The sequence below is a fragment of the Bacillus sp. FSL R9-9410 genome (genome assembly GCF_038050385.1).
Lineage (GTDB): Bacteria > Bacillota > Bacilli > Bacillales > Bacillaceae_G > Bacillus_A > Bacillus_A cereus_U.
Map to the genome: position 1 here is coordinate 2,500,757 of NZ_JBBOTV010000001.1, position 15,079 is coordinate 2,515,835.

Genomic DNA, 15,079 nt, shown 5'->3' on the forward strand with positions numbered 1-15,079 from the left:
GTTTAGCCTCTCTCCTTCATTTGTTCAACAATGTAATTGACAATATGACGACTTGTTAACGCTCCAACATATTGACCATTTTCTTCAACCGGCACTGACTCTTCAGTTTGTAAGCGGACTAGTGCTGCTTGTAAAGTCGAATGTAAAGATAGAGCATTCCCTTCTACTCGTATACGATTGTCTAGCGGCAATACCTCTTCTATACTCTTCCCCTCATACCAAGGTCGTCCACGATTTCCAATGAACTCCTCTACAAACTCATTTTTCGGATTATGTATAATACCTTCTGGTGTATCTAATTGAACAACTTTCCCTTCTTTCATTACACAAATGCGATCACCAAGTGATAAAGCCTCTTGCATATCATGCGTTACAAATACTATCGTTTTTTGAATCTTTTTTTGCAATTGCACTATATCCTGCTGAAGTTGTTCCCTGCTTAATGGATCTAACGCACTAAATGGTTCATCCATAAGAACGATTTTCGGGTTTGCAGCTAATGCCCTAACGACACCAACGCGCTGCTTCTGTCCTCCCGACAATTCATCTGGCATACGATCACGATATACATCTGGTTCTAATCCAACCATATGTAACAGTTCATCAACACGCGTTTTTATTTTCTCCTTACTCCACTTTCTCATTTCAGGGACAACTGCAATATTTTCAGCAATTGTCATATGTGGAAACAGCGCAATCTGCTGCAACACGTACCCTATATTCCAACGCAGTTCGTTTATATTATATTGTTGAATGTCTTTTCCATCGATTAAAATTGATCCTTCCGTCGTTTCAATTAAACGATTAATCATCTTCATTGTCGTTGTTTTCCCGCAACCACTCGGACCAATGAGAACAAAAAATTCTCCTTTTTTAATCTCTAAATGCAATGAATCCACTGCTTTTGTGCCATCTTCATACGATTTTGACACATGATTAAACTGAATCACAAACACAACTCCTTTATTATTGTTTCCTTTATTTTGATGGAATGTGGAGTTCATTTCAAATGATACGCATTATTCTATAAAAAAAGAGCTCACATTTGAGCTCTAACGGTCGAACAATATTGTTTTCATAATTGCAGCATATTCACGCACATACGCTTTTTTCTTAGAACGACTCGGTGTTTCAGCAGCTAATGCCTCCATCTTTATTCCTAACCGCTTTGCAATTATTTTCGTTCGATATAAATGATACGTATTACTTACAACTACCGCATGCTTTACATCATATAAATCCATACTAAACTTTAAATTTTCATACGTATTTGTAGATTGGTCTTCAATTAAAATACGATTCTCATCTATACCGTGTACCATTAAATAGTTTCTCATACTGTGAGCTTCCGGTATATCTTCATCTTCCCCTTGACCACCTGAAACGATTACTTTCACCTCAGGGTGAGAATATAAATATTCCAACGCCACATCCAAACGATTTTGAAGAGATAAAGACGGTCTATCTCCAAATAACTTTGCACCTAATATAAGAACGTATGGAGAGTGATTACTCAATTTTTCACGAGCAACTTTATTCATTCGAAACGTCATATAAATGATGTATAGCGGAGGTAGTAATAAGATTATAAGCAATATCCATTTGTTCATAAATAAGTTAACACTCCCTTTCTTTTTATTATATAGAAAAAGAAAAGGAGGCAGAAGTATTTTTTAAACAATTGATTTATTAGACACATTCGCTTTCATTTTACGTTTTGAAATTACATAATAAAAAGCAATCCCTAATGATAGGATCAATATAAAGCTCAGTACATAAAACGGAATCATTACCCCTGCTTTAGATACGCCTGCCGTAAACAACATTAATAATACAATTCGAATTCCTGTGCCAATTAATCGAAATAAGCTGTCCACACGTCCCATTACTTCGTTTGGGATTTCTTCCATCATCAATACATTTCTCGCCACTCGTGTTCCAGCATTTCCAATCGCATGAAAAATCGCAAGTCCATATAATAACATAATGGAAGGCTCAATAATCATTGCGGTAATTGAAATTACATAAATAACCATCGTCATAACGATTGAAACTTCTATTTTGACATATTTCATCATGATTGGAATACTTATTCCCGCAATAACAGCCCCAACACCATACATCATACCTTCTATCGCGTATACAGAGGCACTAGCTTTGAGTATATCTGAAATATAAACTGGGATTAAATAATTTGCCATCATAACACCGATAAACGGCATATAAGTGGAAAATAAAAACCAAAAGAGCCTAGGACGCTTTTTCATAAAGTGAATTCCTTCGAACAATTGCTTCTTAAATGTTGCTTTCCGTTTCACTTCTTTTTTCTTTACATACGGTATACATAAGAAAAGAAAAAATGCTCCTGCAAAAGTTAACATATCTACTAACAAAATCCATTTCAAAGAAACGATCTCAATTAGAAAGCTAGCAGCCGCTCCTGAAATAACTTGCGTTAATTGTCCTTGTATTTCCATCGTGCCGCTTAAACTTTTATAATGTTCAGATTGAAACATTTCTTGGTTGAATGCAAAAATTGTAGGATAGAATAATAGGTAATAGAAAGAACCTGCTATATAAATAATGATATAATGAATAGAATTGTATGATTGCCCAGCAAATCCCCAAATAGCCATCATTCCTATAATGGCTATCCCGATACCTTCGTTACATAACAACAAATATTTTCTTGAAAAACGATCTATACTTTGCCCAATAAATGGCGTTAATAAAAACATTATGAGAGTTGCAACGATAGAAACATAACCAAATGTCGTCTCTCCTCCACTTTCCTTAATCAATAGCCACGGAATCGTTATCATAACAATCCCGGAACCAATAGCAGATAAACTATTGGCTCCTAGAATGTAATACAAGCGAGAATCATGATAAAGAGAGGACATATCACTCAACTCCTAATTGTTTTTTCACCTCTTTATATACGCTCATATATGCTTTTAATTCTTTAACTAAATCATGAATTAATGGTTTTGCATCTTCTCCAAGTTCACCATCTTGTACATGTAATCCATCAAGTACTACTTGTTTTGGGATTGCATTTGCGTAAACGCCTCTAGCGACAGTACGCATACTATTTAATGCGTTTATTCCCCCTTTACCTCCTCCAGCAACTGCTAGCAATGCGACAGGTTTATGGAGGAATTCACTGCTACTTAAGTAATCTAACGAATTTTTCAATGCTCCGCTCATCGCATTATGATATTCTGGTGTACATAGTACTACACCGTCTGCTGCTTTCACTAATGCTTTTAATTTTTTTACTGCTTCTAATTCACGTTGTGATTCTTCCCCATTATATAAAGGCAATTCCGCTACTGCTAAATCGTATAACTCCCCTTCAAATTGATCTGCAATATATTTTGCTACAACGCGAGTCCTTCCAAATTTTCTTGGTGTACCATTAATTACGACTAGTTTCATAACCATTTCTCCCCTTTGGTTTCATATTCTATCTTTATATTATCAGAAATTTCTATACAAAATACAGTAAAAAGAGGTAAAAGCTTTCATAAAATAGTATGAGAAATAAAAAAAGAACTCATACTTTCGTATGAGTTTCACAAAACTAATTTTTCACAACCTCATGTCCACCGAATTGATTACGAAGAGCTGAGACAACTTTCCCATGGAATGTATCATCTTCTTGAGAACGGTAGCGCATAAATAATGACATTGCGATAACTGGTGCCGCTGCTTGTAGTTCAAGCGCAGTTTCAACAGTCCATTTCCCTTCTCCTGAAGAGTTCATTACCCCTTTAATACCATCAAGTTTTGGATCATCTGCAAATGCTTTTTCAGTTAAGTCCATTAACCAACCACGGATAACTGATCCATTTGCCCATACTTTTGCAACATCTTCATAATTGAAATCAAAATCACTTTTATCTAACACTTCAAATCCTTCAGCGATTGCTTGCATCATTCCATATTCAATACCGTTATGAACCATTTTTAAGAAATGACCACTTCCAACGCGGCCTGCATAAGAATAACCGTTTTCTACTGCTAAGTCTTTAAATAAAGGTTCTAATTGATCATAGATTTCTTTTTCTCCACCAACCATTAAGCACGCACCGTATCTAGCTCCTTCTACACCACCTGATGTACCGATATCTACGTAATGTAAGCCAAAGCTTTTCGCTTCTTCAGCACGGCGCAACGTATCCTTATAGAATGAATTTCCACCTTCAATCACGATATCGCCTTCCTCTAATAATAGATATACATCTTTTAGTACTGACTCAACAACTTCTCCTGCAGGTACCATTACCCAAATTGTACGAGGTGCTTCTAGTTCAGCGATCATTTCTTTTAATGTATGACGTGCAGTAATCCCTAGTTTTCCTGCCTTTTCAACAAGCTCATTATTTACATCGTATACAACTACTTCATGTTTGTCTTCATGTAAGTGTTCCGCTAATGGGAATCCCATTTTTCCTAATCCAATTAAACCTAGTTTCATATTAATCAATCTCCCATTCTATACAAATATATTTAATAACGAAATTAGTCCAAGTGCTACAACAGATAGTATTGTCTCCATTGCAGTCCATGTTAATAATGTTTCTTTCACAGTCATTCCGAAATACTCTTTAATCATCCAAAATCCAGAATCGTTCACATGTGATAATATTAATGACCCTGCTCCTGTTGCAAGTGCCAGTAACTCTACATTCACTCCTGGTGTACTTGCCGCAATCGGTGCCACTATTCCTGCTGCTGTCATCATGGAAACAGTAGCAGAGCCAGTCGCGATTCGAATAAGTGCAGCAATTCCCCACCCTAATAATATTGGTGAAATATGTGATTCTTTCGCCATCTCCGCAATTGTAGTTCCAATTCCAGAATCCAATAACACTTTATTAAAGGCGCCACCTGCACCGATAACTAACAGTATGTTTGCAATTGGGCCTAAACAATCATTTGTAACTTGTAATACTTTGTCTTTAGAAAACCCTTTCGCATAGCCAAGACTAAAGAAAGAATATATCGTTGCAATTAATAATGCGACTATTGGATCTCCAATAAAGTGCAATACTTGTGCAAGTTGACTTGTTTTATTTAATGCTACTTCCGCTATCGATGCACCTAGCATAAGAAATACTGGAAGTAAAATAGTAAACAATGTATTTCCGAAGCTAGGAAGTTCCTTCTTCTTATCTCTTTCAATAAATTGCTCCGCTATATCTAATGGTACTTCTTTATGTATACGAGCACCGATCCATTTCCCGTAAAGCGGACCTGCAATTATTGCAGTTGGAAGTCCAACAATTAATGCATATAAAATTGTTTTCCCTACATCTGCTTTAAATATACCTACCGCTGCCATAGCTGCTGGATGCGGTGGAACAAGTCCGTGTACAACCGAAAGACCTGCTACTAGCGGAATACCGATTGTAATAAGTGATACCCCTGTTTCTAACGCAATTGTAAATACTAACGGAATTAATAGTACAAATCCAACTTGGAAAAATACCGGAATCCCTACTATAAATGCAACGAACATCATTGCCCAGTGAACACGCTTTTTCCCAAAACGTCCAATTAATGTGTTAGCAATTCGTTCAGCACCGCCAGACTCAGCCATCATTTTTCCAAGCATTGTTCCTAAAGCTAAAACAATCGCCAAAAACCCTAACGTATTACCAAGACCTAATTTAATAGAATCGATAATCCCTGGATGTTGTGGTGAAGTTCCAATTAAGGGCATCCCCATTGCTAGCCCTACACCGATTGCTGTTAAAATTAACGCGACAAATGGATGCCATTTTACTACCGTAATTAGTAAAAGTAATATGACAACAGCCGCTAGTACGATCCCAACTACCATTTCTCCCAATCCCCCTATTGTTTACGTTGGAAAGCGGCTATACAATCAAATTCTTCTTTCAAACGATTGTAAAGTCGTTCATACATATAAAACATCTCTAAATATAAAGCCGTATTTTCTTTATTCGGTACATGGTGATGGACAATATCAATCCAATCCTTCACCTCTTCAAGAGAATCAATTTTCCCAATTGCATACAAAGCAAGTGCCGCTGCCCCAAGCGCAGATGCTTCATGACTTTCTGGAACAAGCAATTCTTTCCCCATCATGTCAGATAACATTTGTCTCCAAAATGCAGACTTTGCAAAGCCTCCTGAAACACGTATTTCAGAAAGTGGCCCCGTACAATCACGAATGGCAAGTGCAACTGAATACACACTCATACAAACTCCTTCCATGACAGCTCGTATGAAATGTTCACGTTTATGCTGAAGGTTTATACCGAAGAATGTACCACGAGCATTTGCATTCCAGTAGGGTGCACGTTCTCCAGATAAAAACGGTAAAAATAGCAATCCCTCTGCTCCAGCTGGTACACTTTCTGCATACTTAATTAATAAATCATAAGGATCAATCCCAAGCTTCCTTGCAACTTCTTGCTCTGGACTACCGAATTCATCACGTAGCCATCTTAATAAAATCCCGCCATTATTCGTCGGTCCACCGATTACCCAGTGCTCATCTGTTAATGCGTAACAAAAAGTTCTTCCTTTTTCATCTGTATTAACACTTGATGAAATTGTTCGAACTGCTCCACTTGTTCCAATCGTAATTGCAGCTGAGCCAGGTGATATTGCACCGACACCTACATTTGCAAGAACACCATCACTTGCACCAATAACAACTGGGGTATCTTCACGAATCCCCATCTTTTGTGCTAATTCCGACTTCATTCCCGATAAAATATATGTAGTCGGTACAGGTGTTGATAATTGTTCTGGTGACATATCTAGCATAGTTAAAACATCTTCATCCCAGTTTAATGTTTCTAAATTAAATAACCCAGTAGCAGATGCGATAGAATAATCAACTACATAGCGTGAGAACAATTGATAAATGACATACTCTTTAATAGAAATAAATTTATGAGCAGTTCTGAATAAATCCGATTCTTCTTCTTTCATCCACAGTAACTTAGAAAGTGGTGACATCGGATGAATTGGTGTACCAGTTCTTCTATAAATGTCATGACCATTCATTTGTTGTAAGAGTTTTTCTGATTGTTTTGTGCTTCGATTATCTGCCCAAATGATAGAGCGCGTTAACGGCGCACCGTTTTCATCTACAGCAATTAAGGCATGCATTGCTGTACTAATCCCGATAGAAGAAATATCTTCTGGTAACACATTACCCTTCTCAATGGCAACGCTTACAGTTTTGTATACAGCAGCACATATTACATCAGGATCTTGCTCAGCCCATCCGACGTTCGGTTGAATAATTGGATAATCAATTGCATGTGAAGCAACGACTTTTCCTTTTTCAGTGAATACAACCGTTTTCGTACTTGTGGTACCGATGTCAATCCCGATTACTCTCCCCCTTGTTTCCATGCGAACCTTCCCTTCGTTTCTAGCAAAATACGATCTAGTAAACCGTTTACATGAATTAGTATATAAAATATTTTTTCATAAATCAAGTTACAAGAAGAAAATTTTTTTCAATTCAAAATGTAACCCCCATTTTATTTCACTTATCCATACACATAGATCGACTAAATCTTTTGTTTAGTATTTGCTGGTTCGTTGCACGAAACCAACATCTCTCGTAAGATATTTGGAAATAAAAAGCTTTGAATTTCTCAAGCAAATAATTGTAATTCATTGGATACAGAAATAGACATACAAAAACGCCATCCTTTCCTGTGATTTTACAGAATGAATAGCGTATTTTGTAACGGGAACATAAAGTTTGATAAATTAATATAGATAAACTTAATAAATGAACAAAAAGAAAGAGCGTTTTAACAAAGGATTAATTATTATTTGTATTTCTTGTTCAACTACATAACTCGTTAATTAAACGAGAGACTAGTATACATTAATTATTCAATTAATGTTTGTAAAGCTGTTTCAATGTCTGTTTCTAAATTATTTCTTGATGTATCATATAAAGTCCCAGTACCTTTAAAATAACCACCATAGTAATACCATAACTGTATGAAATCTGCATATTCATCATCTTCAACAGTAACATCATTAAAATCTATTATTATTTCAGAACGATATTCTTTTTCTAGACATTTCTCAGAATTTAAGTCTTCTATTTCATCTCCGTCAATATCCCTATTAACCCATATTTTTAGGTTTCGTTTTCCTTTTCTCTCAAATTCATTTATATATTTTTTTTGAAGAACTTTACTATATTCTGATCCTAACCTTTCTAATTCAACTATCTTTCTTTTTAATTCTTCATTTATCTCACTTTCAGAAATCAAAATGTACCTCTCATCTTCTAAATCATTCTCTTTATCTTTTTTAAATAACCTTTTTAATTTATCAAACATTCTTTCCCCTCCACCTAAAGATAATAATATATAAGTTCTCGTTTTCTTAGTTTGATGGACATAGGGCGTGGCTGCCTACTATCACTTTTTTACCTTGTAAATATATGTTCCATACTATAAAATCTAATAGTATTTATATTTTTCTGAAAAATCAAAACAAAATATGAACTTTATTGTATAATGTTGTAAAAAGATGTCGGAGGGATTTAATGTTATATAAAATATCTCAATTCACAATAAAACTTTCATCAATTCTTTTATCACTCTTACTATTACTAAATTTACCTTATTTATTTATCACTCAACAGGGATTCACTTTTCAACCAATTCATTTTTTTAATCAGATCGTTACTATGTTAAAACAGGTTTTCTCCCCTGAATCATTAGTAGTTATGGGATCAGACCCGAAATTTGGTCATTTCAAAAAGACACCATTATTTCCAACTGTTTTAGAACCTTACCTATATTCATTTACTGTATTATTTATAGCCTTTTTGCTTGCACTCTTTCTATCATCTAGTATGGCATTTTTTTATTTTTTAGCAAAAGATTATATAAAAAAATGGATAAACCGAATTGTGTTCATATTAGAAGCTGTCCCTGATATGATGATGATGATTTGTTTGCAAATATTTTTCATATGGGTACTTCAGAAATTCGGGGAATCTCCTGTCACCATTATTTCTTTTAATGAAAATCGAGCTTATTTACTCCCTATTTTATCTTTAGCAGTCTTACCTACATTACAAATGTTTCGGATGATGGTGTTATACATAAAAGAAGAACATGAAAAACATTACGTAGAGGTTGCATATGGAAAAGGACTTTCATCAAGTTATATACTATGCATTCATTTATTCAAAAATATATCTATCCACTTCTTTCATCATTTAAAAACGATTTTTGTTTTCTTACTTTCTAACTTATTCATTTTAGAATTTGTTTTTAATATGGAAGGCATTATTCAATTTTTATTTAAGAAGGCGTTTATTTCACCTCCAGCTGCATTTATCATACTTGTTATGATTATTTTACCGTTTTATGCCATTTTTCAAATAATCTCATTCATGATGAATAGATGGAAAAAGCAATTGAAAGGAGCAGCATTATGAAATCTATTTGGAAATCAAAACGATTTTTAATCGGCTTTACTTATCTATTCATACTTGTTTCAGCTAGTTTTATTTATAGTTGGTTCTTTAAAGATAACATCCCAAAACCTCCTCAGTTACTTTACAATGACAATAACGAATTACTTGGAAAGGCCCCCTTTTCGCCATTGTTAATGCCGCCTTTTGGATCTGATCGTTTTGGAGAGTCTGTTTTCTTACAAATTGTAGAAGGAGCAAAATTCACCATTTTATTAGCCGTGGCAATTAGCTTCTTTCGAATTTTATGCGGAACATGTATAGGAATCCTCTTGAGTTTATACGCTCCAAGATTCAAGAGATTTTTCCAGGCATGCTCAGAAGTTTTTTACTATATTCCTACTTTATTTATCGCATTTATACTCATCACGCCCGTTAATATTGTAATCATATCAAATGCTGATAGATTAGATCCAAATATTTCATTTGCGTTTTATCAAGTTCTCGTACTTATTTTCGTCGCTCTACCTACACTTTCTTTATATATCTCCTCAGAGGTTGATGAATTTATGAAACGAGATTACATTTTAAGTTCACAATTACTGGGTGCTAGCCGTTTTCATATTATCAAAAAACACTTACGAGTCTTATTACTTGATCGCTTATTTGTGTTATTTATGGAACATATCGTCCAAACACTCATACTCGTTATCCATTTAGCGTTGCTTGATATTGTAATTGGTGGGATACAAATGCGTGAACTCTATGACGGAGTACTCAAACCTGTTTCTCTATCGAATGATTGGGCAGGCCTTATTGGATTAAATCGTTATGAAATGAATATTTCATGGTGGATTATTTTGTATACTCTCGTTTCATTCTTTATTACGATTCTATTTATTAAGCTTATGACAATCGGGATTCAAGATGCACTGAAAGCAAGAGATTCGCAAGTTGTAGCAATTCAAACCGTTCCAAATCATAAAAAATTTGTTAAAAGTAAAGATTCTTTTTCGTTTGTAGATAAAGTGAACCTTTAATCATGTCTCATCAATCAAGTATTAATTGGCATTGATATTAGTAGAATATAAAAAAGATGATCCCTATTGAATACGAGGGATCATCTTTTTTATGCCGTCTAACTTTTTTAAATGACCTTTGCTAGACTCATGCTTTTTATATTTAAAATGAATTATTTACACTCACAATTATGCTGTTTAAAATCGATTACCATACGCCCTTGAATTCTACCTTGTTCCATTTCTTCGAATACATTTTGTACTTTATCTAGAGAACACGTTTGAACAACTGGCACTACTTTTCCTTCTGCGCCGAACATAAATGCCTCCTCCAGATCCTTACGAGTACCAACTAGAGAACCAACTACTTCAATTCCGTCTAATACAAGTCGTGGAATGTTTAAATCCATAGTTTCTACTGGTAAACCTACCGCAACTACTTTACCGCAAGCACGTACTGCATCAACTGCTGAGTTGAAGGCTACTTTAGAAACTGCTGTTACTACAGCAGCATAAGCACCACCAAACTCCTCTTGAACAATTTTATCAGCAGGACCTTGAGAAATTGGATTGATAGTCATATCAGCGCCAACTTCTTTTGCTAAGGCTAATTTGTCGTCATTGATATCTACTGCAATTACCTTTGCACCAAATACGTTTTTAGCATATTGAATAGCTAGGTTACCTAATCCACCACAACCATAGATTACGATAGGTTGACCAGGTTTAATGTCTGATACTTTTATAGCTTTATATGTAGTTACGCCCGCACATGTGATTGATGATGCTTGAGCAGGATCTAATCCTTCTGGTACCTTCACCGCATAATCAGCTGTAACAATACATTGTTCAGCCATACCACCATCTACTGAATAACCAGCATTTTTCACTTCACGGCAGAATGTTTCTCTCCCCGTTACGCAATATTCACAACGTCCACAAGATTGGAACATCCATGCAATACTTACACGGTCACCTATCTTTAGTGAAGTAACATCATCAGCAATTTTAGTAACAATACCTACACCCTCATGACCAAGGATGCGGCCATCGGTGTTTCCAAAATCATGATTCGCAACGTGTAAATCAGTGTGGCAAACTCCACAATACTCTACATCTACTAGCGCCTCACCCGAGTGTAACGGACGTAATTCTTTTTCAATAACTTCAATATTTGCTTTGCTGTTTTTATTAACTACTACTGCTTTCATATGTGATCTCCCCTTTAGTGTTTTAGAGTTTTAATGAGTTTATCTCACAACTACTGTCCTCACTATTTTGGCTAATTATTGTACCAAATTTAAGTGTTCAATCATCATTACAGGTTCATCATAACATGGAATTCCATAAGCTTATTGTAAAATATTGAACAATATTTGAATTATTACCCAATACGTATTTTGATGTATCAAGCTACTTGTTAAATTTCATATGCAAAATATCGAGGTTTAAAAAATGAATGGTCTAAAAGATGAGAGATTATTATAGGTAATTGGCATATTTCTATAGACACTTAGAACAAGTAGATCTAGAGGGTATATCAACAGACTACTCGCCAATATAAAAAGCTCTTCATTTGAAGAGCTTTTTATATTCGCTTCATCGAAATAGTTTCACGTATACTTTGTAAATTTTGTAGTGTTTCCTCTTGTCGCTGCAATGACAATCCCACATACAAAGTATCTAATAAACTAAGCTGCGCTAATCGTGACGAACTTGCTTCTGTACGAAATTCCGTCTCACGCGTCGAAGTATATAATGTTATATGAGCAAGTTGGCTTAATGCCGATTTTTGATAGCTCGTAATCGCAATAATTTTGGCCCCTCTTGCTTTCGCTACTTCTAACGCTTCAAGTAAACCTTTATTACTGCCCGAATGAGAAATTGCAATGACCACTGCTTCTTTTGTCAGCAAGCCAGCTCCCATAATTTGAAAATGTGAATCCGTATGAGCAATACAAGAAATACCCGTTCTCATAAACTTATGATAAGCATCCATCGCAATAATACCTGAACCACCATTTCCATAAAACTCAATTCGTTTCGCTTCATTCAGCGCACTTACTGCCTGTTCCAACGCGTTATCGTTTAACAAATGTAATGTATCTTGCAGTCCTGTAATATGTGAATGAAAAACTTTTTTAGCAACAGTGACAATATTATCTTCTACCGATACTTCCTCATGAATATTTTGCATCGGGGTATGTACAATCTCACGAGCTAATGTAATTTTCAAGTCTTGGAACCCTTGAAAACCTAAGTGTTTGCATAAGCGGAATATCGTTGCTTCGGAACTATTCGTAACTTCCGCTAATTCCGTAATCGATTTATGTACAACATCTTGTGGATGTTTCAAAATATGTTCGGCAATACTTCGTAATTTCGGTGATAAACCATTTAACGAAGCCTGAATCTTTCCAATCCCACTTTTTGTACCAGGCATAGCGTATCTTCCCCTTCCATAGTAGCTTTATCCCGTATTAACGGGCAGTAAGACTCCCACCTCAAAATTCGATGAATGCAAGGGAGTTAGGTGGGAGTCTTACTGCCCGTAAAAACCCGATTGGTTCAACTAATAATCAGTGGGGATAGCCCCCCACTGATTAAAGTTTCACTTTATTGTACCTAATTATTGAAAGAAGAAAAACCTTTATTCGGCATCTCTATACATTTTAATTTCTCATATGTATTCTTCCGTAGCATATGACACAATTATTCATACTTATTTCTAGTTTTCCTCATGCTTTACTGCGTATAAGGCAGCTTGTGTACGATCATCTACTTCCAATTTAGCCAATACGTTAGAAACGTGTGTTTTCACAGTTTGTTCTGTAATATGAAGTTCTGCTGCAATCTCCTTATTGCTTCTTCCTTTCGCAATTTCACGAAGTACTTCTTGCTCCCTTTTAGTTAACATAGAAAAAGGATTCTCTTTTTCTTTCTTGACTGCTGATCGTCCTAATAGTGCTGGTGTTACTTTCGGGTGAAAATTTGCGTTTCCTTGATATACCGCAACGATTGACGCAACAAGTTGATCTGGCTGCACTTCTTTTAATTGATAACCATCTGCCCCAGCTTCTAATGCTGGTAAAACGTAATCTTGTTCTGAAAAACTACTGAGCATAAGAATTTTTATTGTCTCATCGTATTGTTTTATACGTTTTGTCGCTTCAATACCATCCATTTTCGGCATTGATAAATCCATTAATACTACATCTGGCCTTTCTGTTTGAACGAATGTTAATGCTTCTTCACCATTTGCTGCTTCCCCAATAATTTCAAATTCTTCTCTCGTCTTCAAAAAGAATACGAGTCCCCTTCGCACGATATGATGATCTTCTACAAGTAATAATTTAATTTTCACTGACGTTCTCCCTCTCAAACCGGTAATTGAATTTCTATCTTTGTCCCCTTTTCCGGTTCTGCTTTTATTCGAAAAATTCCCCTCATTAATTCAATTCGTTCTTTCATACTTTTCAAACCAAGTGCTGACTCTCTTACTTGATCCTGTATAAATCCTATTCCGTTATCTTCTATGTAAAAATGCAACTTATTATTTTCTATCCTTAAATGAACACATACTTTTTCACATGAGGCATGTTTTTTACAATTATGTAATGCCTCTTGGCTTATACGCCATAAAACTTCTTCTATTTCATCTTCAATTAAAACCATTCCATCAATTCGAACTTCCACTTGAATCCCTAACAGTTTTCCGTAATTTTGAATCGCTTCTGCTAAACCTTTCTCTAATCCTTCAGGCCTTAATTGCCAAATCAAAAGTGTCATCTCTTGTAATGCTTCCTGTGATAATTCTCCAATATAACTTAACATCTCTTGCAAGTCTCTATCCTTCGTCATATTTAGAGTCCCTTTCGCTGTTAGCATAATTGAAAATAACAATTGTTTAACAGAATCATGTAAATCACGAGCCAATCGATTTCTTTCAGCTACAACTACATATTTTCGTTCTTTCTCAACTAATTGAATACGTTGTATTGTCGTTCCAATTTGAAATGCAATCGCTTCTAATAACGCTAACTCCTCCTCAGAAAAATGTGTTTTATGAGGCGAGGCTACATTTAATAGACCAAATTTCTCTGATCCAGATCTTAGCGGGATTGTCGCATGATGTGTAACATCTTCTGTCTCGCCCCAATTACATTCAATCGCATCCTCTATTCGTTTACATTCAATAATATTTGTCGCTTTTTCCAATCTTCCATTCACAAAACGTTCTACACACCAACAATCTCCTTCACACATCGGCTTCTTTTCCTGCCACGTAAGAGCTGGGGGTAAGTTTTGGTCTACAAGCATACGATGCTTTCCACTTTCATCAATAAAGAATATCCACCCTGTTTGTAAATTCATAACTTGTAACAATGTATGTAACACTTTCCCTAACATTTCCTGTAAGTTTGTTGCTTCATTTAGTAACTCAGCAATTTCTTTTAATGCCTCTAAACGATGCATCTCTTTTTCATCTATGTTCATTCTCATCACCAACTACCATTATAACATTAAGAAATTTCAAAATACTACAAACAAAAAAGAACCGAATTCCTTCAGCTCTTTTTTCGGAGATATCCCATACAGTTCATTCAAATTTACT

Annotated in this window: 14 protein-coding genes; 2 read left to right on the forward strand and 12 right to left on the reverse strand. The window is 35.3% G+C overall.

Annotated features, from left to right (window positions below; translation table 11 throughout):
• Window positions 1–2: 2 nt before the first annotated feature.
• The 8 genes from MKX77_RS12995 to MKX77_RS13030 all read right to left on the reverse strand — a co-directional run bounded on the left by MKX77_RS12995 (window position 3) and on the right by MKX77_RS13030 (window position 8,357).
• Window positions 3–950: an ABC transporter ATP-binding protein gene (locus tag MKX77_RS12995; RefSeq protein ID WP_215556235.1), complete on the reverse strand. Its 948-nt coding sequence runs from the start codon at window positions 948–950 to the stop codon at window positions 3–5.
• Window positions 951–1,052: 102 nt separating this feature from the next.
• Window positions 1,053–1,610, reverse strand: coding sequence for a YdcF family protein (locus MKX77_RS13000; RefSeq protein WP_199674369.1), 558 nt, complete (start codon window positions 1,608–1,610; stop codon window positions 1,053–1,055).
• 63 nt (window positions 1,611–1,673) lie between these two features.
• A complete protein-coding gene (locus MKX77_RS13005) occupies window positions 1,674–2,903 on the reverse strand; it encodes an MFS transporter (RefSeq protein ID WP_215556234.1) in 1,230 nt (409 codons plus the stop codon).
• Between the two features lies 1 nt (window position 2,904).
• Window positions 2,905–3,441, reverse strand: a complete 537-nt coding sequence (locus MKX77_RS13010; RefSeq protein ID WP_215556233.1) for an NADPH-dependent FMN reductase — start codon at window positions 3,439–3,441, stop codon at window positions 2,905–2,907.
• 145 nt (window positions 3,442–3,586) lie between these two features.
• Window positions 3,587–4,483: a phosphogluconate dehydrogenase (NAD(+)-dependent, decarboxylating) gene (gnd, locus tag MKX77_RS13015; RefSeq protein WP_215556232.1), complete on the reverse strand. Its 897-nt coding sequence runs from the start codon at window positions 4,481–4,483 to the stop codon at window positions 3,587–3,589.
• Between the two features lie 18 nt (window positions 4,484–4,501).
• Window positions 4,502–5,851, reverse strand: coding sequence for a GntP family permease (locus MKX77_RS13020; RefSeq protein WP_002165883.1), 1,350 nt, complete (start codon window positions 5,849–5,851; stop codon window positions 4,502–4,504).
• 14 nt (window positions 5,852–5,865) lie between these two features.
• Window positions 5,866–7,404, reverse strand: a complete 1,539-nt coding sequence (gntK, locus tag MKX77_RS13025; RefSeq protein ID WP_341306858.1) for a gluconokinase — start codon at window positions 7,402–7,404, stop codon at window positions 5,866–5,868.
• A 491-nt stretch (window positions 7,405–7,895) separates the two neighbouring features.
• Entirely contained in the window at window positions 7,896–8,357 is a 462-nt protein-coding gene (locus tag MKX77_RS13030; RefSeq protein ID WP_002189504.1) for a hypothetical protein, read from the reverse strand.
• A gap of 209 nt (window positions 8,358–8,566) precedes the next feature.
• Between MKX77_RS13030 and MKX77_RS13035 the strand changes: the two genes are divergently transcribed.
• Both MKX77_RS13035 and MKX77_RS13040 read left to right on the forward strand, forming a co-directional pair.
• On the forward strand, window positions 8,567–9,469 hold the full coding sequence (locus MKX77_RS13035) for an ABC transporter permease subunit (RefSeq protein WP_002012684.1): 903 nt from the start codon (window positions 8,567–8,569) through the stop codon (window positions 9,467–9,469).
• The gene (locus MKX77_RS13040) at window positions 9,466–10,485 is read left to right on the forward strand and encodes an ABC transporter permease (RefSeq protein WP_002189503.1); all 1,020 of its coding nucleotides are present in this window, start codon (window positions 9,466–9,468) and stop codon (window positions 10,483–10,485) included. The genes MKX77_RS13035 and MKX77_RS13040 overlap by 4 nt, the downstream gene beginning before the upstream one ends.
• A 152-nt stretch (window positions 10,486–10,637) precedes the next feature.
• On the opposite strand, the gene adhP is transcribed toward MKX77_RS13040, so the two are convergent.
• The 4 genes from adhP to MKX77_RS13060 form a co-directional block, all read right to left on the reverse strand.
• Window positions 10,638–11,675: an alcohol dehydrogenase AdhP gene (adhP, locus tag MKX77_RS13045; protein ID WP_002085845.1), complete on the reverse strand. Its 1,038-nt coding sequence runs from the start codon at window positions 11,673–11,675 to the stop codon at window positions 10,638–10,640.
• Window positions 11,676–12,052: 377 nt separating this feature from the next.
• On the reverse strand, window positions 12,053–12,907 hold the full coding sequence (locus MKX77_RS13050; RefSeq protein WP_002012688.1) for a MurR/RpiR family transcriptional regulator: 855 nt from the start codon (window positions 12,905–12,907) through the stop codon (window positions 12,053–12,055).
• Between the two features lie 285 nt (window positions 12,908–13,192).
• Window positions 13,193–13,828, reverse strand: coding sequence for a response regulator transcription factor (locus MKX77_RS13055; RefSeq protein WP_341306859.1), 636 nt, complete (start codon window positions 13,826–13,828; stop codon window positions 13,193–13,195).
• A 14-nt stretch (window positions 13,829–13,842) separates the two neighbouring features.
• A complete protein-coding gene (locus tag MKX77_RS13060) occupies window positions 13,843–14,940 on the reverse strand; it encodes a GAF domain-containing sensor histidine kinase (protein WP_220089392.1) in 1,098 nt (365 codons plus the stop codon).
• Window positions 14,941–15,079 lie beyond the last annotated feature (139 nt).